Origin of the sequence: Burkholderia cenocepacia, assembly GCF_900446215.1 — a bacterium.
Taxonomy (GTDB): domain Bacteria; phylum Pseudomonadota; class Gammaproteobacteria; order Burkholderiales; family Burkholderiaceae; genus Burkholderia; species Burkholderia cenocepacia.
This window is the reverse complement of sequence record NZ_UAQZ01000015.1, coordinates 429,593-452,240: the sequence shown is the minus strand read 5'-3', so window position 1 is coordinate 452,240 and position 22,648 is coordinate 429,593. Positions and strand designations below refer to the sequence as shown.

The window sequence follows — 22,648 nt, the reverse complement described above, 5'->3', positions numbered from 1 at the left end:
AGCGCGGCCGCCGGGCGGCCGCGCGGCGCGACGTCAGCGCGTGAGCGCCGACACGCGCCCGTCGGGGCCGTACACGCCGGCCGGCGCGGGCGCCGAGCGCAGCACCGCGAGCGCGCGCTCGTTGTAGTCCATCCGGATCCGGATCAGCATTCCGTTGTTCGCGTTGGCCTGGCGCGCGCGTTCGGCGGCCTGTTGCAGCAGTTGCCAGCGGCTGGCGAGGCGCGCATCGCGCTCGGCCGCCTGGTCCATGCCTTTCTTGCCGGCCGGAAAGCCGAGCGCGCAAAGCTGCGTGTCGCGCGTGCGTTCGAGCTGCGCGAGCCGGTCGATCAATTCGCTTTTCTTCTCGACGATCCCGGGCAGCATCTCGAGCGGCTCGGCCGTCGTCAGCGCCTTTTCCTCGTAGACGAGCAGGGACGCGAACGCTTCGACCGTCGCGTGTTCGTCGTTGACCGTGGCCAGCAGCTCTTCTCTCATCGCGTCATGCTCGTCACGCCGGCGCGTGCAGTGCTGCGCACGCCGGCAAACCGGGTGACCCGGCCACGAGGCCGGGAGTTAGCTGCCCGGGCGCTGCCGCTGGAGCAGCTCGCGGGCGGTGTTCAATACGCCGTCGGCGATCTTGTTCGCGTCGATCGTCAGCGTGCCGTTGTTCAGCGCGTCCTTGATCGACTGGACCAGGCCCGTGTCGATATCGGCGTCGCCCGACGCGGATACCGAACGCAGCTGGCCGGACAGACCCGACAGGTTCACGGTCGTGTCGCCGCCGGTCGATCCGGCGTCGCCTGCCTGCGCGGACGACTGGGCCGTGCCGGACGGCGCACGGGCCGCGCCGTTGCCGGTCGGCGCGAGGGGGCTCGGTTTCGGAGTGGAATCGATCTTCACGATGGGTTTCCTGTACGGTTTGACCCAGATAACGGCCGGGTCGGCCCGAACTTTAGCATCGCGAGCCCGAAATGCTCCGAATAAACAATTCTTTACATTCTTGCGGCAGATCCGTCCCTACAGCGGAATTTCCACGGTGCCGGCGTCCTTGACGATCGCCGTGACGATCTGCCCGGCCGCCATCCGTACCCGCACCGACTGGCCGGGCGCCGCATTCGCGAGCACGCTGCCTTCGGCCGAAATCGTGAAGCCGGGGCCGGCCGCGACGACCCGCACCGTCTGGCCGGCCGACACCGACGCCGCGCTCTTCAGCATGTCCTGCCGCAGCGGCAGCCCGGCCGAGATGCGCGCAAGCGCGGTTGCGCCGATCGCCTGCGCCGGATCGGTGATCACCGCCAGCGGCAGCACCGTCAGGTCGCCGTCGCGCGCGACCAGGTCGGCCGCGGAGAGCGGCTCGCCGGGCGCGATCTGGCGCGCGGCGACGTAATAGGTGGCCTGCACGGCGACCTTCGCCTGCAGGTAGACGGTCCACGGCCGCTCGCCCGCGCAGCGCACGCCGACCGTCGTGCGGCCCCACAGGCGCGCGCCGGTCGGCAAAAACGGTTCGAGCGTCGTGCACGCGGCGAGCCCGCGCGGAAAGGCGGTCGTGACGGTCGCGGTGGTCTTGCCGGGAAGGCCGGCGATCTGCTGCTGCAGGAACGCGAGCGCCGCGCGCCGGATCGTTTCGGGATCTTGCTGGCCGGGCGCCGTCGCGGGCCGGGCGGCAGGGGCGGCCGGAGCCGGATTGCCGGAAGCGGCCGCCGTGCGCGGCGCTGCCGCTGATGCCGCACGGGCTGCCGCGAGGCGGGCGGCGGCGGCCGGTTGCGGCGCCGGCCGCGCGGGATTCGATACAGGCTCGGCCGTGCCGGCGACGACCGTCGCGATCGCGGAAGGATCGACTGTGCGCGACGACGCACCGTAACCGGCGTTCGGGCGGGCGGCTGCGTAGACGGGGGCCGCCGCAGCGGCCGGCGGCGGGACGCTCGTCACGACCATCTGGCCGGCCGGTTGCGCCGCGTAGCCGGCGCCGGTCGAGGCGCTCGCCCCGCCGGCCGCGCGCTGCGCACCCGGAACCGAAGCGGCGCCCGCATTCCGGTCGAACTGCCCGCCGCTCGCCGCATTGGCATGCGCGAGCGCGGTTTCTGCCGTCTCGCCGCGCCCGGGAATCACGATCATCCCGTCGTCGGCGTGGGCGGCAGGCGCGGCGATCCACAGCGCCGCGGCGAGCGCGAACGCACGCCGGACGTGCGCGAGCCGCCCGTTCCTGTCGCGAAGTGCGCCGCCAGTCATCGCCATGCCTCCGATCCGTTGATCCGCTTCGCATTCTAGGGAGCGGGGGCGTCGCGCAAACGATGAATAGAGGGGCCTTTGCCGCGTTATTCGCCCGATTGCCGGTTGCGTCCCGCGCCTACCATCGCTGTCATGGAAAAAAGCCTCTCGGGTCGCCATCCGGCGCGAGGGGCGTGCAGCGCTTCATACGGAGAGACGCACACATGCTGGACAAACTCGATGCGGAATTCGCGTTCGGCCGACAGGCGCTCGACGTGCGCGCCTATCGGCAGGAACTGCTGTCGTCGAACATCGCGAACGCCGACACGCCCGGCTACCAGGCCCGCGACGTCGATTTCGCGTCGACGCTCGCGCGCTCGCTGAAGCAGACGAGCGGCGGCCTGGCGCCGAGCAACGCCGCGCAACTGCCGATGACGCAGCCGGCCGGCGTGACGAGCGGCATGTCGATGGTGTCGACGGCGCCCGGGCACATGGCCGGCACCGCGAAGCTGATCCCGACCGGCGGCCCGGCGGACGACTACGGCCGTGCGCAATACCGGATGCCGCTGCAGCCGTCGCTCGACGGCAACACGGTCGATCTCGACGTCGAGCGCGTGCAGTTCGCTAACAACGCGCTGCACTACGAGACCGGAATGACCGTGATGACCCAGCAGATCAAGGCGATGATCGCCGCGATCACGACCAACTCGTAAGCGCCGCTTCCGAACCTCGCCCAGCACAAGGAGCTTCCATGCCTTCGTTGATGAACATCTTCGGCGTCGCCGGTTCGGCGCTGTCCGCGCAATCGCAGCGCCTGAACGTCACCGCGTCGAACCTCGCGAACGCCGACAGCGCGACCGGCCCCGACGGCAAGCCATACAAGGCCAAGCAGGTCGTGTTCGCGACCGACCCGATGGGCGGCGCGCGCACCGCGTCCGGCCAGGGCGTGGGCGGCGTGCGGGTGACCAAGGTGATGGACGACCCGTCGCCGATGAAATCGACCTACGACCCGGCGAACCCGGCCGCCGACGCGAACGGCTACGTGCAGATGCCGAACGTCGATCCGGTGCAGGAGATGGTGAACATGATCTCGGCGTCGCGCTCGTACCAGGCCAACGTCGAGACGCTGAACACCGCGAAGACGCTGATGCTCAAGACGCTGACGATCGGCTCGTAAGCCGCGCGCGGCCCGACCTTACCGACCCGACAGTTCCGACAGAAGGCCACCCAGGATGACTTCCTCCAACACGACGATCGGCAGCAACGGCACCAACGTGTCGACGCTGCCGACCGACACGATGAACACCAACAACGTGTCGTCGACCAACGGCACGTCGGCGAGCGACCTGCAGGCGACGTTCCTGAAGCTGCTCGTCACGCAGTTGCAGAACCAGGATCCGACCAGCCCGGTCGACAGCTCGCAGATGACGTCGCAGCTCGCGCAGATCAACACGGTGAGCGGCATCGCGCAGTTGAACACGTCGCTCACGTCGCTGTCGACGCAGCTCGCGGCCGGCCAGCAGACGCAGGCCGCGCTGCTGATCGGCACCAACGTGCTCGCGCCGGGCAACAGCGTCGCGGTGAAGGGCGGCGCGGCGTCGCCGTTCGGCGTGTCGCTCGCGAATTCGGTGTCGAACCTGACGATCACCGTGAAGAACTCGGCGGGCGCCGTCGTGAACACGATCAACGCGGGCGCGCAGTCGGCCGGCACCGTGCCGTTCAACTGGACGCCGACCGACGCGGCCGGCAACGCGCTGCCGGACGGCACGTACACGGTCAGCGCGTCGTACACCAACAGCGCCGGCACGCCGCAGGCGGCCACGACGCTCGCGGCCGCGACGGTGCAGAGCGTGGTCAAGCAGGCGGACGGCACCGCGGGGCTCGTGCTGTCGAACGGCACGACGGTGGGGCTCACCCAGGTTGCGTCGATCTTCCCGAACACCAAGTCGTCCACGTCCGGCGACACCACTACCAACTGATCGAGCTTTCTCGTAACGGAGACCGAAATGGGTTATCAACAGGGTCTGAGCGGCCTCGCCGGCGCATCGAACGCGCTCGACGTGATCGGCAACAACATCGCGAACGCGAACACGGTCGGCTTCAAGTCGAGCACCGCGCAATTCGCCGACATGTACGCGAACTCGGTCGCGACGTCGGTCAACACGCAGATCGGCATCGGCACGTCGCTGAACTCGGTGCAGCAGCAGTTCGGCCAGGGCACGATCAATACGACGAACTCGTCGCTCGACGTAGCGATCAACGGCAACGGCTTCTTCCAGATGTCGAACAACGGCGTGACGACGTACTCGCGCGACGGCACGTTCCAGCGCGACAAGAACGGCTTCATCGTCGACTCGCAGGGCCGTAACCTGATGGGCTACGCGGCCAACGCGGGCGGCGTGATCAATACCGCGCAGACCGTGCCGCTGCAGGCGCCGACCACCAACATCGCGCCGACCGCGACGACCAAGATCACCGGCCAGTTCAACCTGAACTCGCAGGACACGGTGCCGACCAAGACGCCGTTCAGCGCGACCGACAACACGACGTACAACTACACGACGTCGATCCAGGTGTACGACTCGCTCGGCGGTTCGCAGGCGGTCAACATGTACTTCGTGAAGTCGGCGGCCGGCACGTGGGAAGCGTACGCGGGCGTGCAGGGCGGCGCGACGACCGATCTCGGCACGATCACGTTCGATACGTCCGGCGCGATCCAGAGCACGACGACCGGCACGCCGGCCACGCCGACCGCGTCGCTCGGCCAGTTCCAGTTCACCGTGCCGAACACCGACGGCTCGGCGACGCCGCAGAAGCTCACGCTCGACCTGACCGGCACGACGCAGTACGGCGGCAAGGACGGCGTGAACAACCTCGCGCAGGACGGCTACGCGAGCGGCACGCTGACGACCTACTCGATCGGCGCCGACGGCAAGCTGACCGGCAACTACTCGAACGGCCAGACCGCCGTGCTCGGCCTGATCGCGCTCGCCAACTTCAACAACCCGAACGGACTGGTGAACCTCGGCGGCAACCAGTATGCGGAATCCGCCGCGTCGGGCGTGCCGCAGGTCTCCGCGCCGGGCAGCACGAACCACGGCACGCTGCAGGGCAGCGCGCTCGAGAACTCGAACGTCGACCTCACGTCGCAGCTCGTCAACCTGATCACCGCGCAGCGCAACTACCAGGCGAACGCGCAGACGATCAAGACGCAGCAGACCGTCGACCAGACGCTCATCAACCTGTAAGCGCGGATAACCGGCAGCCATGGACCGACTGATCTATACGGCGATGACGGGCGCGTCGCAGTCGCTTGACCAGCAGGCGGTGGTCGCGAACAACCTCGCGAACGCATCGACGACGGGCTTTCGCGCGCAACTCGCGACGTATCGCGCGGTGCCGATGAATTTCGGCGACGGCAGCAAGATCGATCCGACGACGACGCGCACCTACGTGCTGTCGTCGACGCCCGGCGCCGACTACGCGCCGGGTCCGATCACGCGCACCGGCAATCCGCTCGACGTCGCCGTGCAGGGCCCGGGCTGGCTGTCGGTGCAGACGGCCGACGGCAGCGAGGCGTACACGCGCGCGGGCAACCTGCATGTCGACGAGAACGGCCAGCTCGTCAACGCGAGCAACCTGCCGGTGATCGGCAACGGCGGCCCGATCTCGGTGCCGCCGAACGCGGAAGTGACGATCGGCAAGGACGGCACGGTGTCCGCGCTGATGCCGGGCGACCCGCCGACGGCCGTCGCGATCGTCGACCAGATGAAGCTCGTCAATCCCGATCCGGCCACGCTCACGCGCGGCAACGACGGGCTGTTCCGCACCGCCGACGGCAATCCGGCCGACGTCGACCCGAACGTGGTCGTCACGCCGAATTCGCTCGAAGGCAGCAACGTGAACCCGGTGACCGCGATGGTCGCGATGATCGACAACGCACGGGCGTTCCAGCTGCAGTCGAAGCTGATCCAGACGGCCGACCAGAACGAGCAGACGGCGAACCAGTTGCTCAATTTCAGCTGAGCGCCCGCGCCAGCCTAAGCAGGAGACCAGACAAGTGAATCGTTCGCTCTACATCGCCGCCACCGGCATGAATGCGCAGCAGGCGCAGATGGACGTGATTTCGAACAACCTCGCGAACACCAGCACGAACGGCTTCAAGGCGTCGCGCGCGGTGTTCGAGGATCTGCTGTACCAGACCATCCGCCAGCCCGGCGCGAACTCGACGCAGCAGACCGAGCTGCCGTCGGGCCTGCAGCTCGGCACCGGCGTGCAGCAGGTCGCGACCGAGCGCCTGTACACGCAGGGCGGCCTCACGCAGACCGGCAACTCGAAGGACGTCGCGATCAACGGCGCGGGCTTCTTCCAGGTGCTGATGCCGGACGGCACCAACGCGTACACTCGCGACGGCTCGTTCCAGACCAACGCGCAGGGCCAGCTCGTCACGTCGAGCGGCTACCAGGTGCTGCCGGCGATCACCGTGCCGCAGAACGCGCAGTCGCTGACGATCGGCAAGGACGGCGTCGTGTCGGTCACGCAGCCGGGCTCGAGCAACGCGGTCCAGATCGGTTCGCTGCAGATCGCGACCTTCATCAACCCGGCCGGCCTCGAGGCGAAGGGCGAGAACCTGTTCGCGGAAACGACGTCGTCGGGCGCGCCGAACGTGTCGCAGCCGGGGCTGAACGGCGCGGGCGTGCTCAACCAGGGCTACGTCGAGGCGTCGAACGTGAACGTCGTGCAGGAACTCGTCAACATGATCCAGACGCAGCGTGCCTACGAGATCAACAGCAAGGCCGTGACGACGTCCGACCAGATGCTGCAGACCGTCACGCAGATGAAGAGCTAACCGGAAGTCCCGCCGTCGCCATGAAGCAGGTTCGCCTCCCCTCGTCAGCCACCGTCCGCGCCGCGTGCGCGGTCGCGGTGGCGGCGCTCGCCGGTTGCGCGCAGATCCCGCGCGATCCGATCATCCAGCAGCCGATGACGGCGCAGCCGCCGATGCCGATGTCGATGCAGGCGCCCGGCTCGATCTACAACCCCGGCTTCGCGGGGCGGCCGCTGTTCGAGGATCAGCGGCCGCGCAACATCGGCGACATCCTGACGATCATGATCGCGGAGAACATCAACGCGACCAAGTCGTCCGGCGCGAACACCAACCGGCAGGGCAACACCGACTTCAACGTGCCGACCGCCGGCTTCCTCGGCGGGCTGTTCGCGAAGGCGAATCTATCGGCGACCGGCGCGAACAAGTTCGCGGCGACCGGCGGCGCGAGCGCGGCGAACACGTTCAACGGCACGATCACGGTGACCGTCACCAACGTGCTGCCGAACGGCAACCTCGTGGTCAGCGGCGAGAAGCAGATGCTGATCAACCAGGGCAACGAATTCGTGCGTTTCTCGGGGGTCGTCAACCCGAACACGATCTCGGGCGCGAACTCCGTCTACTCGACGCAGGTCGCCGACGCGAAGATCGAATACTCGTCGAAGGGCTACATCAACGAAGCCGAGACGATGGGCTGGCTGCAGCGCTTCTTCCTCAACATCGCGCCGTGGTGATGACGATGCAGACGACCCTGTTCCACCGCCTGTCGGCCCGCGCGCATGCGGCCGCGCGGCTCGCCGTCGCGTTCGCGGCCGTGGCGGCCGCCTGCGTGCTCGGCGCCGCGCCCGCGCACGCGGAACGCCTGAAGGATCTCGCGCAGATCCAGGGCGTGCGCGACAACCCGCTGATCGGCTATGGCCTCGTCGTCGGCCTCGACGGCACGGGCGACCAGACGATGCAGACGCCGTTCACCACGCAGACGCTCGCGAACATGCTCGCAAACCTCGGCATCTCGATCAACAACGGTTCGGCCAACGGCGGCCCGTCGTCGCTGAACAACATGCAGCTGAAGAACGTCGCGGCCGTGATGGTGACGGCCACGCTGCCGCCGTTCGCGCGGCCCGGCGAGGCGCTCGACGTGACCGTATCGTCGCTCGGCAACGCGAAGAGCCTGCGCGGCGGCACGCTGTTGCTCACGCCGCTGAAGGGCGCGGACGGGCAGGTGTACGCGCTCGCGCAGGGCAACATGGCGGTCGGCGGCGCGGGCGCCAGCGCGAACGGCAGCCGCGTGCAGGTGAACCAGCTCGCGGCCGGCCGGATCGTCGGCGGCGCGATCGTCGAGCGCGCGGTGCCGAACGCGATCGCGCAGATGAACGGCGTGCTGCAGCTGCAACTGAACGACATGGACTACGGCACCGCGCAGCGCATCGTGTCCGCGGTCAACTCGAGTTTCGGCCCGGGCACCGCGACGGCGCTCGACGGCCGCACGATCCAGCTCGCGGCGCCGGCCGATTCGGCGCAGCAGGTCGCGTTCATGGCGCGACTGCAGAACCTCGACGTGAGCCCGGACAAGGCCGCGGCGAAGGTGATCCTGAACGCGCGCACCGGCTCGATCGTGATGAACCAGATGGTCACGCTGCAGAGCTGCGCGGTCGCGCACGGCAACCTGTCGGTGGTCGTCAACACGCAGCCGGTGGTGTCGCAGCCAGGGCCGTTCTCGAACGGGCAGACGGTGGTCGCGCAGCAGTCGCAGATCCAGCTGAAGCAGGACAACGGTGCATTGAAGATGGTGACGGCCGGCGCGAATCTCGCCGACGTCGTGAAGGCGCTGAACACGCTCGGCGCGACGCCCGCGGACCTGATGTCGATCCTGCAGGCGATGAAGGCGGCCGGCGCGCTGCGTGCGGATCTGGAGATCATCTAAATGGCGGCGAACCTTCCGAACGCAAACGACCTGACGCAGCGCTTCGCGCTCGACGTGCAGGGTTTCGATGCGCTGCGCGCGCAGGCGAAGCAGTCGCCGCAGGCCGGCGCGAAGGCGGTGGCCGGCCAGTTCGACGCGATGTTCACGCAGATGATGCTCAAGAGCATGCGCGACGCGTCGCCGGACGGCGGGCTGTTCGATTCGCATACGTCGAAGATGTACACGTCGATGCTCGACCAGCAGCTCGCGCAGCAGATGTCGACGCGCGGGATCGGCGTCGCCGACGCGCTGATGAAGCAGTTGCTGCGCAACGCGGGCGTCGGCGCGGGCAGCGACACGGCGGCCGACATCGGCGCGGGCGGCATCGGCGGCCTCGGCACGGCCGGCAACGAAGGCAGCCTCGCCGCGATGAACGCGATGGCGAAGGCCTATGCGAACGCGGCGAACAACGGCGCGCTCGCCGGCGCGCGCGGCTACTCGGCCGGCAGCGCGCTGACGCCGCCGCTGAAGGGCGCGAGCGGCGTGCAGGACGCGGACGCGTTCGTCGACCGGCTCGCGGGCCCCGCGCAGGCGGCCAGTGCGACGACCGGCATCCCGGCGCGGTTCATCGTCGGCCAGGCCGCGCTCGAATCGGGCTGGGGCAAGCGCGAGATCCGCGCGGCGGACGGCTCGACCAGCTACAACGTGTTCGGCATCAAGGCGAACAAGGGCTGGACCGGGCGCACCGTGTCGGCGCTGACCACCGAATACGTGAACGGCACGCCGCGCCGCGTGGTCGCGAAATTCCGCGCGTACGACTCGTACGAGCACGCGATGACCGACTACGCGAACCTGCTGAAGAACAATCCGCGCTATGCGGGCGTGCTGAGCGCGAGCCGCAGCGTCGAGGGCTTCGCGCACGGCATGCAGAAGGCCGGCTACGCAACCGACCCGAATTACGCGAAGAAGCTGATCTCGATCATGCAGCAGATCGGCTGACGGGCCCGCCCGCCACCGATTTGTCCCCCCTTCGGACCGCGCCCGGCACCCCGCCGCGCGCGGTTTCAACGTTTGCGCGAAAAAAATCGCCGTTTCGATCTAAGAGACGGTTTCATAAAGACTGGTCGGCCCGCCGAAGGGTATTCCAGCAGATCAGGCAGCAACCGAGTTTGAGGAACGCGCCGTGAATGTCTGCACGGCGCTCGAAACGAATGCGGAGACGACGGAAGTGATGCAGCCAGGCATGCGTGCGTTCAACGACCCAGCGATATTTTCCAAGGCCGCTGCCATGTTCGGTGCGGCGCTTGGCGATAACCGGCTCGATACCGCGATCGCGCAACGCGCGTCGATGCCGCTCAGAGTCGTAACCGCGATCGGCGTAGACCACGCGCGGTCTCTGCAGTGGGTGGCCGCGCAACCCACGAATTGGCGGAATCGCATCGATCAGCGGCAGCAGCTGCGTGACATCGTGAACGTTCGCGCCGGTCAGGATCGCCGCGAGCGGCGTGCCATTGGCGTCGGTGACGATGTGGTGCTTAGAACCTGGTCGCGCGCGATCGGTGGGGTTTGGCCCAGTTTTTGGCCCGCCCCAACGGCGCGAATCGATGAGGAATCGACTGCGGCTCGCGAGAAATCGATTTGGTCTGCTGCTCGCAGCTTCGCAAGCAGCAATTCGTGCAGGCGATCCCATACGCCCGCAGCCTGCCAATCGCGTAGCCGTCGCCAGCAAGTCACGCCCGAGCCGCAGCCCATCTCGGCGGGCAGGTCGCGCCAGCGCAGTCCGGTCTTGAGAACGAACAGGATGCCGGTCAGCGCGGCGCGATTCGAAACAGGCAGGCGGCCTGGGTTTTTCTCGCGCCGCGGCTTGGGTGGCGGCAATAACGGCTCGATCAATGTCCACAGTTCGTCGTCAATGATCGGCTTGGCCATCTCCTCGGTCTCAGTTGTTCCGATGCCTGAGGTTAACAGCTCGCCGCGCAAGTTAACAGCCCCACCGGGCCTTTTTGAAACCGTCTCTAAACTTTCGGTCAGCACTGCCGCTAAGTGTGAGAGACCTGCGACCGGGCCCCCGTTCTGGCCCGGTTTTATTGCGCACCGGTTGCCCCGGGCGCCCATGACAAGAAAGACCGGCTAGCCATGAATATCGAAACGTCGACGGACCCCAGCCTGGATGCAGGCCACTCCGGGCCCGACTATGCCCGCCGCAATCCGCTGGAAATCGGCGTGCAGCTGCGCAACCTGGTGAATCGCGGCGATTTCCTGACCGTCCAGTATCCGGGCGGCCAGCTCGTCACGCGCCTGCTCGAGGTCGACGTCGGCGCGCGGACGTTCACGTTCGACTGGGGCGCGCTGTCCGAGCAGAACGCCGGCATCCTCGGCGCGTCGCACTGCACGTTCGCGGCCTCGCCGGAGGGCGTGCGCGTCGAATTCACCACGGGCACGCCGCGCGAGACGCGCTACGAGGGGCTGCCCGCGTTCGTCGCCGATTTCCCCGACGTGCTGGTCTGCATCCAGCGCCGCGAATATTTCCGCGTCGACGCGCCGATCGTCGATCCGTTCCTGTGCCGCGGCAAGCTGCCGGACGGCGAAAGCTTCCTGTTCGAGGTGCACAACCTGTCGCTCGGCGGCGTGGGGCTGCGCACGGCCGACGAGCGTGTCGAGGCGCTCGAGGTCGGCACGCTGCTGCCGGACGTCGAACTCGAGCTGACCGGCCACGGCAAGCTGTCGCTCGACCTGCAACTGGTGTCGCAGCGTTCGACCCAGATGCCGAACGGGTCGCGGCGCTACCAGCTCGGCTTTCGCTACATGTCGCTGCCGGGCAGTGCGGAGAACACGCTGCAGCGGCTGATCACGCAGCTCGAAATGAAGCGCCGCTCGCTCGCGCGGGCCTGACGCGCACCTGGCGGGGCCGCCCGCGCAGCAACGCCGGCGCCCCCCGCCGGCCGCTTCGACCGGCGACGCACGCCCGTGCGTCGCACGTGCATTTTTTCCTCAATTTTTTCGATCCGCGGCCGTTATACCGGGAGTCACGCAACCCGGCGGCCGCAGCGCGGCCGGCTCATCAGGATCGCGCATGTCCAACACACTCATGAACCTCGGCGTCAGCGGCCTGAATGCCGCGCTCTGGGGCCTCACGACGACCGGCCAGAACATCAGCAACGCCGCGACGCCGGGCTATTCGGTCGAACGCCCCGTCTATGCGGAGGCAAGCGGGCAGTACACCAGCAGCGGCTACATGCCCCAGGGCGTGAACACCGTCACCGTGCAGCGGCAGTACAGCCAGTACCTGAGCGACCAGCTGAACGGCGCGCAGACGCAGGGCGGCGCGCTCTCGACGTGGTACTCGCTCGTCACGCAGCTGAACAACTACATCGGCAGCCCGACGGCCGGCATCTCGACCGCGATCACGAGCTACTTCACCGGGATGCAGAACGTCGCGAACAGCGCGTCCGATTCGTCGGTGCGGCAGACCGCGATGAGCAATGCGCAGACGCTCGCGAACCAGATCACCGCGGCCGGCCAGCAGTACGACGCGCTGCGCCAGAGCGTGAACACGCAGCTCACGAGCACCGTCACGCAGATCAACGCGTACACCGCGCAGATCGCGCAACTGAACCAGCAGATCGCCGCGGCGAGCAGCCAGGGCCAGCCGCCGAACCAGCTGATGGACCAGCGCGACCTCGCGGTGTCGAACCTGTCGAATCTCGCGGGCGTGCAGGTCGTGCGCAACAGCGACGGCTACAGCGTGTTCATGTCGGGCGGCACGCCGCTCGTCGTCGCGGACAAGAGCTACCAGCTCGCGACCGTCACGTCGCCGTCCGATCCGAGCGAGCTGACCGTCGTGTCGCAGGGCATCGCGGGCGCGAACCCGCAGGGGCCGAACCAGTTCCTGTCCGACGCGTCGCTGTCGGGCGGCACGCTCGGCGGCCTGCTCGCGTTCCGCAGCCAGACGCTCGACCCGGCCCAGGCCCAGCTCGGCGCGATCGCGACCAGCTTCGCCGCGCAGGTCAACGCGCAGAACGCGCTCGGCATCGACCTGTCGGGCAAGATCGGCGGCAACCTGTTTTCGACCGGCGCGCCGATCACCTACGCGAACCAGGGCAATACCGGCAACGCGACGCTGTCCGTGTCGTTCGCGAACGCCGCGCAGCCGACCACCAGCGATTACACGCTCGCGTACGACGGCACGAATTACACGCTGACCGACCGTGCGACCGGCACGGTGGTGGGGACGTCGACGTCGATGCCGGCCTCGATCGGCGGGCTGAACTTCTCGTTCTCGTCCGGCTCGATGAGCGCCGGCGACAAGTTCACCGTGCAGCCGACGCGCGGCGCGCTGAACGGCTTCGGCCTCGCGACGTCGAACGGCTCCGCGATCGCGGCGGCCGCGCCGTACGTGCCGTCGGCCACGACGACCAACACCGGCAACGGCACGATCGGCGGGCTGTCCGTCACGAGCGCGACGGCCGCGGCCAACGCGCACAACTACACGATCACGATGGGCGGCACCGCGGCCGCGCCGACCTACACGGTCACCGACAACACGGCCGTGCCGCCGACGACCAGCGCCGCGCAGCCGTACCAGTCGGGCTCGCCGATCACGCTGACGGCGGGTGTCACGGTGACGGTGTCGGGCACGCCGGCGGCCGGCGACACGTTCAAGGTCGCGCCGAACACGGGCGGCACGAACGACGGCAGCAACGCGCTCGCGCTGTCGAAGCTCGTCAACTCGAAGGCGTTCGGCAACGGCTCGACCACGCTGACGGGCGCGTACGCGAACTACGTGAACGGCATCGGCAACACGGCGAGCCAGCTGAAGTCGTCGAGCGCCGCGCAGACCGCGCTGGTCGGCCAGATCACGCAGGCGCAGCAGTCGGTGTCGGGCGTGAACCAGAACGAGGAAGCGGCCAACCTGATGCAGTACCAGCAGCTCTACCAGGCGAACGCGAAGGTGATCCAGACCGCGTCGACGCTGTTCCAGACCGTGCTGGGCCTGTTCAACTGATTTCGGGGTTCGAAGCGATGCGGATTTCCACTGCGCAGTTCTACCAGATGAACGTCGCCCAGATGAGCGACCAGCAGGCGCAGCTCTCGCAGCTGTACCAGCAGATCTCGAGCGGCGTGAGCCTCGCGACGCCGGCCGACAACCCGCTCGGCGCGGCGCAGGCCGTGCAGCTGTCGATGACGTCGGCGACGCTGTCGCAGTACGCGGCGAACCAGAACGCCGCGCTGTCGTCGCTGCAGAAGGAAGACCAGACGCTCATCAGCGTCAACAACCTGCTGAACAGCATCCACACGGTCGTGATCCAGGCCGGCGACGGTTCGTTGTCGGACAGCAATCGTTCGGCACTGTCGACGCAACTGCAGGGCTATCGCGACCAGCTGCTGACGCTCGCGAACTCGACGGACGGCGCGGGCAACTACCTGTTCGCCGGCTTCAAGACGGCCACCGCGCCGTTCTCGAACGCGCCGGGCGGCGGCGTGACCTACAGCGGCGACACCGGCTCGCGCGAGGTGCAGATCGCCGACACGCGCTCGATCGCGCAGGGCGACAACGGCGCGAACGTGTTCCTGTCGGTGCCGATGCTCGGCAGCCAGCCGGTGCCGCTCGCCGGCACCGGCAACACCGGCACCGGCACGATCGGCAGCGTGACGATCACGAGCCCGTCGGCCGCGTCCAACGCGCACCAGTTCACGATCGCGTTCGGCGGCACGGCCGCCGCGCCGACCTACACGGTGACCGACAACACCGTCGTGCCGCCGACCACGACCCCCGCGCAACCGTATTCGGACGGCGCCGGGATCGCGCTCGGCAACGGCCTGTCGGTGCCCGTGTCGGGCAAGCCGGCGCCGGGCGACACGTTCACGGTCACGCCCGCGCCGCAGGCCGGCACCGACGTGTTCGCGGCGCTCGACACGATGATCGCCGCGCTGAAGGTGCCGATCAGCAGCAATACGACCGCCGCGACCGCGCTCGCGAACGCGATGACCACCGGCACGACGAAGCTGAACAACATGATGACGAACGTGCTCACGGTACAGGCGTCGGTCGGCGGCCGCGAGCAGGAAATCAAGGCGATGCAGGCCGTGAACCAGACCAACACGCTGCAGGTCAGCAGCAACCTGGCCGACCTGACGAGCACCAACATGGTCGCGACGATCAGCCAGTTCCTGCAGATGCAGAACGCGCTGACGGGCTCGCAGAAGGCTTACGCGCAGTTGCAGAACCTGTCGCTGTTCCAGTACATCAACCCCTGATGCACGACGTGCCGGCCGCGATGTGAGCGCACGCTTACTTCACGGCCGGCGCTCGCCGCCGCACGCGCATCGTGCGCGGGCGGGCACGTCGCCGGCCGGCGCGGTCGCGCACCGGTTCTCGCGCGCGGCCTGCCGCCCCGCACCTGGCTGTTCCGCCCGCCGACGCCGCGTACCGGTTCGCTTGCCAGCCCCATTTCCGCTCCGTAAACTCGCGCCAGATTCCAGACCGGCGCATCCCTGGCAGCCGGCGACCGACGACCGACAGGAGCGCTTTCCCCATGTCCGATTCCTATTTCCCGCGCTGGCGGGTCCAGCCGACCGGCGCGAGCTCGCGCGTGGTCGGTCCCGACGAGCGCCTCGCGTGGCCGCAGATGGTCGCGATGGGCGTGCAGCACGTCGTCGCGATGTTCGGCTCGACCGTGCTCGCGCCGCTGCTGATGGGCTTCGACCCGAACCTGTGCATCTTCATGTCGGGCATCGGCACGCTGCTGTTCTTCGTGCTGGTCGGCGGCCGCGTGCCGAGCTATCTCGGCTCGAGCTTCGCGTTCATCGGCCTCGTGATCGCGGTGACGGGCTACGGCGGCAGCGGCCCGAACCCGAACATTCCGGTCGCGCTCGGCGGGATCGTCGCGTGCGGCGTCGTGTACGTCGCGCTCGGCGCGCTGGTGCAGGCGATCGGCACGCGCTGGATCGAGACGCTGATGCCGCCCGTCGTGACCGGCGCGGTGGTCGCGGTGATCGGGCTGAACCTCGCGCCGATCGCGGTCAAGGGCGTGTCGGGCTCCACCTTCGAATCGGTGATGGCGCTCGTCACGGTGCTGTGCGTCGGCGGCGTCGCGGTGTTCGCGCGCGGAATGATGCAGCGCCTGCTGATCCTGGTCGGGCTCGTGATCGCGTACGTGATCTACGCGATCGCGACCAACGGGATGGGCCTCGGCAAGCCGATCGATTTCGCGATCGTCGCGCATGCGGCGTGGTTCGGCGTGCCGAGCTTCCGCGCGCCGGTGTTCGATCCGCACGCGATGCTGATGCTCGCGCCGATCGCGGTGATCCTGGTCGCGGAGAACCTCGGCCACATCAAGGCCGTCAGCGCGATGACGGGCACCAACCTCGACCGCTACGTCGGCCGGGCGTTCATCGGCGACGGGCTCGCGACGATCGTGTCGGGCAGCGTCGGCGGCACGGGCGTCACCACCTACGCGGAGAACATCGGCGTGATGGCCGTCACGCGGATCTATTCGACGCTGGTGTTCGCGCTCGCCGCGCTGATCGCGATCGGCCTCGGCTTCTCGCCGAAGTTCGGCGCGGTGATCCAGACGATCCCGGGCCCCGTGCTCGGCGGCGTGTCGATCGTGGTGTTCGGGCTGATCGCGGTGACGGGTGCGCGAATCTGGGTCGTCAACAAGGTCGACTTCTCTGACAACCGCAACCTGATCGTCTCGGCCGTCACGCTCGTGCTCGGCGCCGGCGACTTCTCGCTGAAGATCGGCGGCTTCGGGCTCGGCGGGATCGGCACCGCGACGTTCGGCGCGATCATCCTGTACGCGATCCTGCGCAAGGAAAAGGAACCGGGCCCGGTGGTCTGATTCGGGCGCGGGCGGTGCCATGCCGCCCGCCGCCGTCCTGTCGATCCCGGCGGCGCGTGCGCGTTATGCGCCGGTATTCGACTGTCCCTGCAGCCACCCGCAGAACTGCGCGACGAGCGGATCGTCGGCCGGCGCGCCCGGCGCGATCCACCAGTAGCTGCGCGTCGCGATGCGCGGCCCGTCGAGCGGCATCACCAGGCGCCCGCTCGCGAGCTCGTCGTCGATCAGCGGCAACGGGCCGAGCGCGACGCCGAGCCCGTCGACGGCCGCCTGCAGCGCCAGGTAGAAGTGGTCGAACGACTGCCGCTTGCGGCCCTTCATCGCGACGCCGGCCGCCGCGAACCAGTCGCGCCAGCCTTCCGGCCGCGTATCCGAATGCAGCAGCACGTGCCGCGCGAGATCGTCCGCGCGCGTGATCGGCGCGCGCTTGAGCAGCGCCGGGCTGCACACCGGAATCACGCTTTCGTCGAGGAAGTGGCCGCTCGTGCAGTTCGGCCAGTGGCCGGGGCCGCGGCGGATCGCGACGTCGAAGCCGTTCAGCGTGTCGAGCGGCGCGTTCGACGTCGACAGCTTCAGCTCGACGTTCGGCACGTCGCGCTGGAACCGCGACAGGCGCGGCAGCAGCCATTTCATCGCGAAGGTCGGCAGCGCGTTGATGCGCAGCACGCGCGCCGCGCCGGTGTGGCGCAACTGCTCGGTGGCGAGCGCGATGCTGTCGAACGCCGCGCGCACGGTGTCCAGGTAGCGGCGGCCTTCGTCGGTGAGCTTCACGCGCTTGCCGTAGCGGTGGAACACCGGCTTGCCGAGCCACGCCTCGAACCCGGCGATCTGCCGGCTGATGGCACCGTGAGTCACATGCAGCTCGTCGCCGGCGGCGCTGAAGCTTTCATGTCGTGCCGCGGCTTCAAAGGCCCGAAGCGCGGAAAAGGGCGGGAGATCGCGTGCCATGCTTGTGATTCTAGATCACAAGGGCGCGCCGATAAAATCGTTTTGCCGGCATCCTGAACGGCGGTAACCTCGCTTCACCGTTTGATGAGGAGCCCCATGCAATCCGCTTCGCCGCCCGTCCCCCCGCCGTCCGGCGCGCCGCCCCGCAGCGTCGGCCTCGCCGAGCTGTTCACCGGTTTCCTGTCGCTCGGCCTGATGTCGTTCGGCGGCGCGTTGCCGTTCGCGCGGCGCACCATCGTCGACGAGCGCAAATGGCTCTCCGCCGACGAATTCACCGATCTGCTCGGCCTGTGCCAGTTCCTGCCGGGCGGCAACGTGATCAACCTGTCGGTCGCCGTCGGCATGCGCTTTCGCGGCGTCGCCGGCGCATTCGCCGGCATTCTCGGGTTGATTGCCGGCCCGACGCTGGTCGTCGTCGCGCTCGGCGTGCTGTACGCGAAGACGCAGAACGATCCGCACGTGCAGCACCTGTTCGCGGGGCTCGCGGCGGCGGCGGCCGGCCTGCTCGTCGCGATGGCGATCAAGGTCGCGAAGCCGCTGCTTCGGGCGCCGCGCGCGGCGGCTGCGATCGCCGTGTTCGCGTTCGTCGCGATCGCGGTGCTGCGCGTTCCGCTGCTGACCACGATGCTCGTGCTGACGCCCGTCAGCGTATGGCTCGCGTCGCGCCGCCGCGACGCGGGCACGCCGCGGCCGGCGCCGGCTGCCGCGCATCGCGCGCACGGTACGTCCGACACGCAACAGGAGCGCCGGCCATGAGCGATACGCTGATCGCCATCGCGACGATCTTCAGCCAGTTGTCGCTGCTCGCGTTCGGTGGCGGCAACACGATTCTGCCGGAGATGCAGCGGCAGGTCGTCGACGTGCATCACTGGATGAGCGCGCACGAGTTCACCGCGCTGTTCGCGCTGGCCCAGGCGGCGCCGGGGCCGAACATGATGATCGTGTCGCTGGTCGGCTGGCACGTGGCCGGCTGGGCCGGGCTGCTCGTCGCGTCGCTCGCGAAATTCGGGCCGTCGTCGATCGTCACCGTGCTCGCGCTGCATGCGTGGGAGCGTTTTCGCGACCGGCCGTGGCGCCGCTACGTGCAGCAGGGAATGATGCCGGTGACGGCGGGGCTCGTCGCGGCGAGCGCGGTGCTGATTTCCGAGGCGTCGAACCGCACCGCGATCCAGTGGGGCATCACGGCCGCGTGCGCGGTGCTGGCGTGGCGCACGCGCATCCACCCGCTGTGGCTGCTCGCGGGCGGCGCGCTGATCGGGCTCACGGGCATCGGGCAATGAGCGGCCCGTCGTGCCGCCCGCCGTTGCCGGCGGCGGCGGTTGCAGGTTACCGCGATGCCGGCAGGTCGCCGTTCACGAGGCCCAGCAGCCGGCCGCGCTCGCCGCCGACGTCGTCCGTCGGGGCCGGCCAGTCGACCACGAACCCCGCGTCGAGCGCATCGCGCATGATCGCGCCGTAGTCGGCCTTCGCGAGCCGGCCGCCGCGCAACGCGTCCGCCACCTCGTGCTTGAGCGTCGGCGTGAACGACGGATAGGCGGCCACCAGCGCCGCGTACTGGCGCGCATCGATCTCGTCCGATTCGCGGTTGAACGCCCAGACGGCCACCAGCACGATCGCCGCGAACGGGATGACCGTGTAGCGCAGGAAGAACTTCGCGAGTGTCATTCGAAGGCCCGGTGAAGAACGGCGGGGCGGCGCGCTTGGCCGCGGCCGGTGGCGGCCGGCCGGTATACTCGGCCGGTCTTGCGGCGGTGAAACCCGCGCGTTGGACCTGTACCGGCCGGCTGCGATGTGCGGCGCTCGGCCGTCCCCCGACGACGGACATTATATTGGCGCGCGGCAGGTGGCGAAGCCCGGCCGCGCAGTGCCGGCGGCGCCCCGCGCGTGCCGGCACGACTGACCTGCGCACCGCCCGCCGCGCGCGGCCGGGCGGGGCGCACCACGGAGGATCGATGGATCTCGACGGCGCCAGCCGCAATCTCACTGTCGCCGCGTTGCTGACGCTGTCCGGCGGCTATCTCGACGCGTACACGTACGTCGGCCACGGCCATGTGTTCGCGAACACGATGACCGGCAACGTCGCGCTGCTCGGCATCAACCTGTCGGCCGGCGAATGGGCCGCCGCGCTGCACCACGTGCCGCCGCTCGGCGGCTTCGTGCTCGCGGTGTTCGTCGCGCACCTGCTGGGCCTCGCCGCGCAGCGCGGCTGGATGCGGCATACGGCGTTCGTGAGCCTGATCGTCGAGATCGCGTTTCTCGGCGTCGCCGCGAGCGGCCTCGTCGGCGCGTCGAGCGCATGGCTGATTCCGGGCATCTCGTTCGTCGCGACGCTGCAGACGCTGTCGTTCACCCATCTCGAGGCACTGTCGTACACGTCGGTGATGACGACCGGCAACCTGCGGCGTGCCGCGCAGAAACTGTTCGTCGGGCTGATTCCACGCTACGACGTGGGCGCGCTGCACGACTCGGCGCTGCTCGCGACGATCAGTTTCTGCTTCCTGGCGGGCGCGGTGGTCGGCGGCCTCGTGACGCGGCTGGTGCCGGACGTCGCGCTGTGGGGCGCCGTGCTGCTGCTCGTCGGCGCGTTCGCGGAGATCGTGCGACGGGCCAGGCGTCGCGCGGGGAACGGCGGTGCGGGCGGCGAGGGCGGCAGCGGCGACGCGGGCAGCGGCAGCGACGGCGCGGCGCAAACCGCCTGACGGCACTCAGCCCGCCCGCAGCCCGCGGTAGCCGATCGCAACGATCGCCCCGACTGTTTCGCCCGATCCGCGCTACCGCGCCGCACCCTCGCCGGACCTTGCGGCGCCATGTGCGCTCGCCGGCGCCGTCGCACCGCGCCCTGCCGCCGCGCGAGCCAGGCCCGGCGCGGGAAACGTTGTTCCCGGACGACAATCGCGCGATTACCGCGTATTTCAATTTCTTTCAGCGTTCGCACTCGTCATATGATTCAGCCCACATCGTGCGTGCCATGAACGCGTGCGATCGCCACCCGGCTGCGCACGCGGCCGGCCATGAATGGAGACACCTACAAAAAGGAAAGCTCATGAAGCAGACCACCCGACTCGCAGCCATCGCAGGGGGCGCCGCGCTCGCATTTGCCAGCCAGTACGCGGCCGCACAAAGCTCGGTCACGCTCTGGGGCGTCGCCGACGCCAGCATCCGTTACCTGACCAACGCCAACGCCAAGAACGACGGCCTGCTGTCGATGAGCAACGGCGCGATCACCAACAGCCGCTTCGGCATCTACGGCACGGAAGACCTCGGCGGCGGCCTGAAGGCCGTGTTCAACCTCGAGAGCGGCGTGAACCTGCAGAACGGCGCATTCGCCGACAGCGGCCGCCTGTTCAACCGCGCGGCGTACGTCGGCCTGCAGAGCCCGTACGGCACGGTGACCCTCGGCCGCCAGAAGACGCCGCTGTTCGACCTGCTGTCGGATACGTACGATCCGCTCACCGTCGGCAACTACCTCGAAAACGCGTGGCTGCCGGTCGCCCTCGGCGGCGGCCTGTATGCGGACAACCAGATCAAGTACACGGGCAAGTTCGAGGGCCTGACGGCGAAGGCGATGTACTCGACCGGCACCAACTACGAATCGACCGGCGCCGGCGGCTTCTCGGGCCAGATTCCGGGCTCGCTCGGCAAGGGCAATGCGTGGGGCGTGTCGCTGTCGTACGTGATGGGTCCGCTCAGCATCGCGGCCGGCGCGCAGCAGAACAGCGACAACTCGGCGCGCAAGCAGACGATCTACCACGCGAACATCGTGTACGCGTTCAGCAAGGCGAAGATCTACGCGGGCTACCTGCGTTCGAAGGACGACACGGGCTTCGTCGACAGCCTGCTCGCGCAGCAGACGATTCCGGTCGCGAAGGGCACGGGCCGTATCGACGACGGTCCGTTCGCGGGTGTGAGCTGGCAGGTCAGCGCGCCGCTGACGCTGACGGGCGCGTTCTACTACGACCATATGCGCAATGCGATGACCACGAACGGCACGCTCGCGAGCGGCAACCGCTACGCGGTCGTCGGCATCGCCGAGTACGCGCTGAGCAAGCGCACCGAAATCTACGGCACCGTCGACTTCAACAAGACGACCGGCGCGGCGAACGTCGAGCTGCCCGGCCGCAGCAACCAGACGGGCATCGCGATCGGCCTGCGCAATATCTTCTGACGAACGTCGGAACGCATGCGCCGGCTTCGTCCGGCGCACATCGAAGAGGCTCCGCGAGGAGCCTCTTTTTTTTCGTCACGCGACCTTCATACGCGCGCACGACTATTCGGCGGGCGCTCCATTGCGGAAGTCCCGCGCCGTAAGCGATCCGTCGGCAATCCAGAACATACTTTTACAGTGCGCGCGCAGGCTTTCCGCTACGCTGCGTGCATCGCTCGTGGCATGCCGTCAGGCGTGCGCGTGCGTCGTTCCGGTGGCGCTCCGCGAGCGCGGCCGGCCTGATGCGTAACTTGTGTATCCGGCGATGACAAACACGGTCCGCCGGTTTCTTTCGTGGGACGATGCGCTCACGATTTTCTTGAAAGGGGATGACGATGGGTATCCTGAACGTCGTGGGTGAAATCGCCGGCGCAGTCGCCGCCGTCGAAGGCGCGGAAAAGCTGGATCCGGATGCGGGCCTCTTGACCAAGGCGGCCGCGGCCGTCGCGGGTTTCAAGGGCGCCGAGGCGATCGAAGGCATGCTCGAGAAGAAGGACGAGCAGCCGCAGCAGGCGGACGACACGCAGGCGACGGACGGCAGCGACACGTCGCAGGCATGAGCATGGCGGCCGGTCGGCCGCGGGCGCGCCCTTCGCGCGCCAGGGCCGGCCGGTGCCGCGCAATCGGCAGGTCGGGCATGCGGTCGATCGGTGACGCATGGCACAACCGCCAGCCGGTTTGACCGGCGAGAGGCCTCGTCTCTCGCCGTTTTTTATGGGGCGCGCGGCACGCACCAC

General features: G+C 68.7%; 24 protein-coding genes. 18 read left to right on the top strand and 6 right to left on the bottom strand.

Features of this window, described 5'->3' with window-relative positions:
* Positions 1–33: 33 nt before the first annotated feature.
* The 3 genes from DTA15_RS31845 to flgA form a co-directional block, all read right to left on the bottom strand.
* The gene (locus DTA15_RS31845) at positions 34–474 is read right to left on the bottom strand and encodes a flagella synthesis protein FlgN (protein WP_006483184.1); all 441 of its coding nucleotides are present in this window, start codon (positions 472–474) and stop codon (positions 34–36) included.
* Positions 475–552: 78 nt separating this feature from the next.
* Positions 553–879, bottom strand: coding sequence for a flagellar biosynthesis anti-sigma factor FlgM (gene flgM / locus DTA15_RS31840; protein WP_006483180.1), 327 nt, complete (start codon positions 877–879; stop codon positions 553–555).
* A gap of 117 nt (positions 880–996) precedes the next feature.
* Entirely contained in the window at positions 997–2,208 is a 1,212-nt protein-coding gene (gene flgA / locus DTA15_RS31835) for a flagellar basal body P-ring formation chaperone FlgA (RefSeq protein WP_012492352.1), read from the bottom strand.
* A gap of 203 nt (positions 2,209–2,411) precedes the next feature.
* On the opposite strand from flgA, the gene flgB reads away from it, so the two are divergent.
* The 9 genes from flgB to flgJ are packed head-to-tail and all read left to right on the top strand — an operon-like array spanning position 2,412 to position 9,914.
* Complete coding sequence (gene flgB / locus DTA15_RS31830; protein WP_006485705.1) at positions 2,412–2,900, top strand: flagellar basal body rod protein FlgB; 489 nt, start codon at positions 2,412–2,414, stop codon at positions 2,898–2,900.
* A gap of 38 nt (positions 2,901–2,938) precedes the next feature.
* Positions 2,939–3,364, top strand: coding sequence for a flagellar basal body rod protein FlgC (gene flgC / locus DTA15_RS31825; protein ID WP_006485701.1), 426 nt, complete (start codon positions 2,939–2,941; stop codon positions 3,362–3,364).
* A 55-nt stretch (positions 3,365–3,419) separates the two neighbouring features.
* Entirely contained in the window at positions 3,420–4,166 is a 747-nt protein-coding gene (locus DTA15_RS31820) for a flagellar hook assembly protein FlgD (RefSeq protein ID WP_006485702.1), read from the top strand.
* A 27-nt stretch (positions 4,167–4,193) separates the two neighbouring features.
* A complete protein-coding gene (gene flgE / locus DTA15_RS31815; protein ID WP_006485700.1) occupies positions 4,194–5,435 on the top strand; it encodes a flagellar hook protein FlgE in 1,242 nt (413 codons plus the stop codon).
* A 19-nt stretch (positions 5,436–5,454) separates the two neighbouring features.
* Positions 5,455–6,213, top strand: coding sequence for a flagellar basal-body rod protein FlgF (gene flgF / locus DTA15_RS31810; RefSeq protein ID WP_006485699.1), 759 nt, complete (start codon positions 5,455–5,457; stop codon positions 6,211–6,213).
* Between the two features lie 34 nt (positions 6,214–6,247).
* Positions 6,248–7,036: a flagellar basal-body rod protein FlgG gene (flgG, locus tag DTA15_RS31805; RefSeq protein ID WP_006485706.1), complete on the top strand. Its 789-nt coding sequence runs from the start codon at positions 6,248–6,250 to the stop codon at positions 7,034–7,036.
* 20 nt (positions 7,037–7,056) lie between these two features.
* Positions 7,057–7,746: a flagellar basal body L-ring protein FlgH gene (gene flgH, locus DTA15_RS31800; protein WP_006495504.1), complete on the top strand. Its 690-nt coding sequence runs from the start codon at positions 7,057–7,059 to the stop codon at positions 7,744–7,746.
* A gap of 5 nt (positions 7,747–7,751) precedes the next feature.
* Positions 7,752–8,936 (top strand): flagellar basal body P-ring protein FlgI, encoded by a 1,185-nt coding sequence (locus DTA15_RS31795; RefSeq protein ID WP_034195648.1) that lies wholly within the window; start codon positions 7,752–7,754, stop codon positions 8,934–8,936.
* Positions 8,937–9,914, top strand: coding sequence for a flagellar assembly peptidoglycan hydrolase FlgJ (flgJ, locus tag DTA15_RS31790; RefSeq protein ID WP_006493513.1), 978 nt, complete (start codon positions 8,937–8,939; stop codon positions 9,912–9,914). It begins immediately after the preceding gene.
* Positions 9,915–10,026: 112 nt separating this feature from the next.
* On the opposite strand, the gene DTA15_RS31785 is transcribed toward flgJ, so the two are convergent.
* Positions 10,027–10,844 (bottom strand): IS5-like element IS402 family transposase gene (locus DTA15_RS31785; RefSeq protein WP_085964347.1). Its coding sequence is split into 2 segments (ribosomal slippage): positions 10,027–10,496 and positions 10,496–10,844, totalling 819 coding nucleotides; the frame shifts between segments, so codons are not numbered across the junction.
* Between the two features lie 207 nt (positions 10,845–11,051).
* Between DTA15_RS31785 and DTA15_RS31780 the strand changes: the two genes are divergently transcribed.
* The 4 genes from DTA15_RS31780 to DTA15_RS31765 all read left to right on the top strand — a co-directional run bounded on the left by DTA15_RS31780 (position 11,052) and on the right by DTA15_RS31765 (position 16,759).
* Entirely contained in the window at positions 11,052–11,807 is a 756-nt protein-coding gene (locus DTA15_RS31780; RefSeq protein ID WP_006477567.1) for a flagellar brake protein, read from the top strand.
* A 181-nt stretch (positions 11,808–11,988) separates the two neighbouring features.
* Complete coding sequence (gene flgK, locus DTA15_RS31775; protein ID WP_006493512.1) at positions 11,989–13,920, top strand: flagellar hook-associated protein FlgK; 1,932 nt, start codon at positions 11,989–11,991, stop codon at positions 13,918–13,920.
* 17 nt (positions 13,921–13,937) lie between these two features.
* Positions 13,938–15,173: a flagellar hook-associated protein FlgL gene (flgL, locus tag DTA15_RS31770; RefSeq protein ID WP_006489190.1), complete on the top strand. Its 1,236-nt coding sequence runs from the start codon at positions 13,938–13,940 to the stop codon at positions 15,171–15,173.
* Between the two features lie 278 nt (positions 15,174–15,451).
* Positions 15,452–16,759 (top strand): solute carrier family 23 protein, encoded by a 1,308-nt coding sequence (locus DTA15_RS31765; RefSeq protein WP_006483073.1) that lies wholly within the window; start codon positions 15,452–15,454, stop codon positions 16,757–16,759.
* A gap of 63 nt (positions 16,760–16,822) precedes the next feature.
* Here DTA15_RS31765 and DTA15_RS31760 read toward each other — a convergent pair whose 3' ends face one another.
* On the bottom strand, positions 16,823–17,707 hold the full coding sequence (locus DTA15_RS31760; RefSeq protein ID WP_006483074.1) for a transcriptional regulator GcvA: 885 nt from the start codon (positions 17,705–17,707) through the stop codon (positions 16,823–16,825).
* A 96-nt stretch (positions 17,708–17,803) separates the two neighbouring features.
* Between DTA15_RS31760 and DTA15_RS31755 the strand changes: the two genes are divergently transcribed.
* Entirely contained in the window at positions 17,804–18,463 is a 660-nt protein-coding gene (locus DTA15_RS31755; RefSeq protein WP_006495497.1) for a chromate transporter, read from the top strand.
* Positions 18,460–18,987, top strand: a complete 528-nt coding sequence (locus DTA15_RS31750) for a chromate transporter (protein WP_006477572.1) — start codon at positions 18,460–18,462, stop codon at positions 18,985–18,987. Before DTA15_RS31755 ends, DTA15_RS31750 begins: the two co-directional genes overlap by 4 nt.
* 46 nt (positions 18,988–19,033) lie before the next feature.
* Here DTA15_RS31750 and DTA15_RS31745 read toward each other — a convergent pair whose 3' ends face one another.
* On the bottom strand, positions 19,034–19,372 hold the full coding sequence (locus DTA15_RS31745; protein WP_006483072.1) for a hypothetical protein: 339 nt from the start codon (positions 19,370–19,372) through the stop codon (positions 19,034–19,036).
* Positions 19,373–19,659: 287 nt separating this feature from the next.
* Here DTA15_RS31745 and DTA15_RS31740 point away from each other — a divergent pair, with 287 nt between their 5' ends.
* The 3 genes from DTA15_RS31740 (at position 19,660) to DTA15_RS31730 (ending at position 22,471) form a co-directional block, all read left to right on the top strand.
* Positions 19,660–20,406 (top strand): YoaK family protein, encoded by a 747-nt coding sequence (locus tag DTA15_RS31740; RefSeq protein WP_006495495.1) that lies wholly within the window; start codon positions 19,660–19,662, stop codon positions 20,404–20,406.
* A gap of 344 nt (positions 20,407–20,750) precedes the next feature.
* Positions 20,751–21,872, top strand: a complete 1,122-nt coding sequence (locus DTA15_RS31735) for a porin (RefSeq protein WP_012492356.1) — start codon at positions 20,751–20,753, stop codon at positions 21,870–21,872.
* A 374-nt stretch (positions 21,873–22,246) separates the two neighbouring features.
* Positions 22,247–22,471 carry a hypothetical protein gene (locus DTA15_RS31730; protein WP_011546403.1) on the top strand — a complete coding sequence of 75 codons (225 nt, stop codon included), beginning with the start codon at positions 22,247–22,249 and terminating at the stop codon, positions 22,469–22,471.
* The last annotated feature ends 177 nt before the right edge of the window (positions 22,472–22,648 follow it).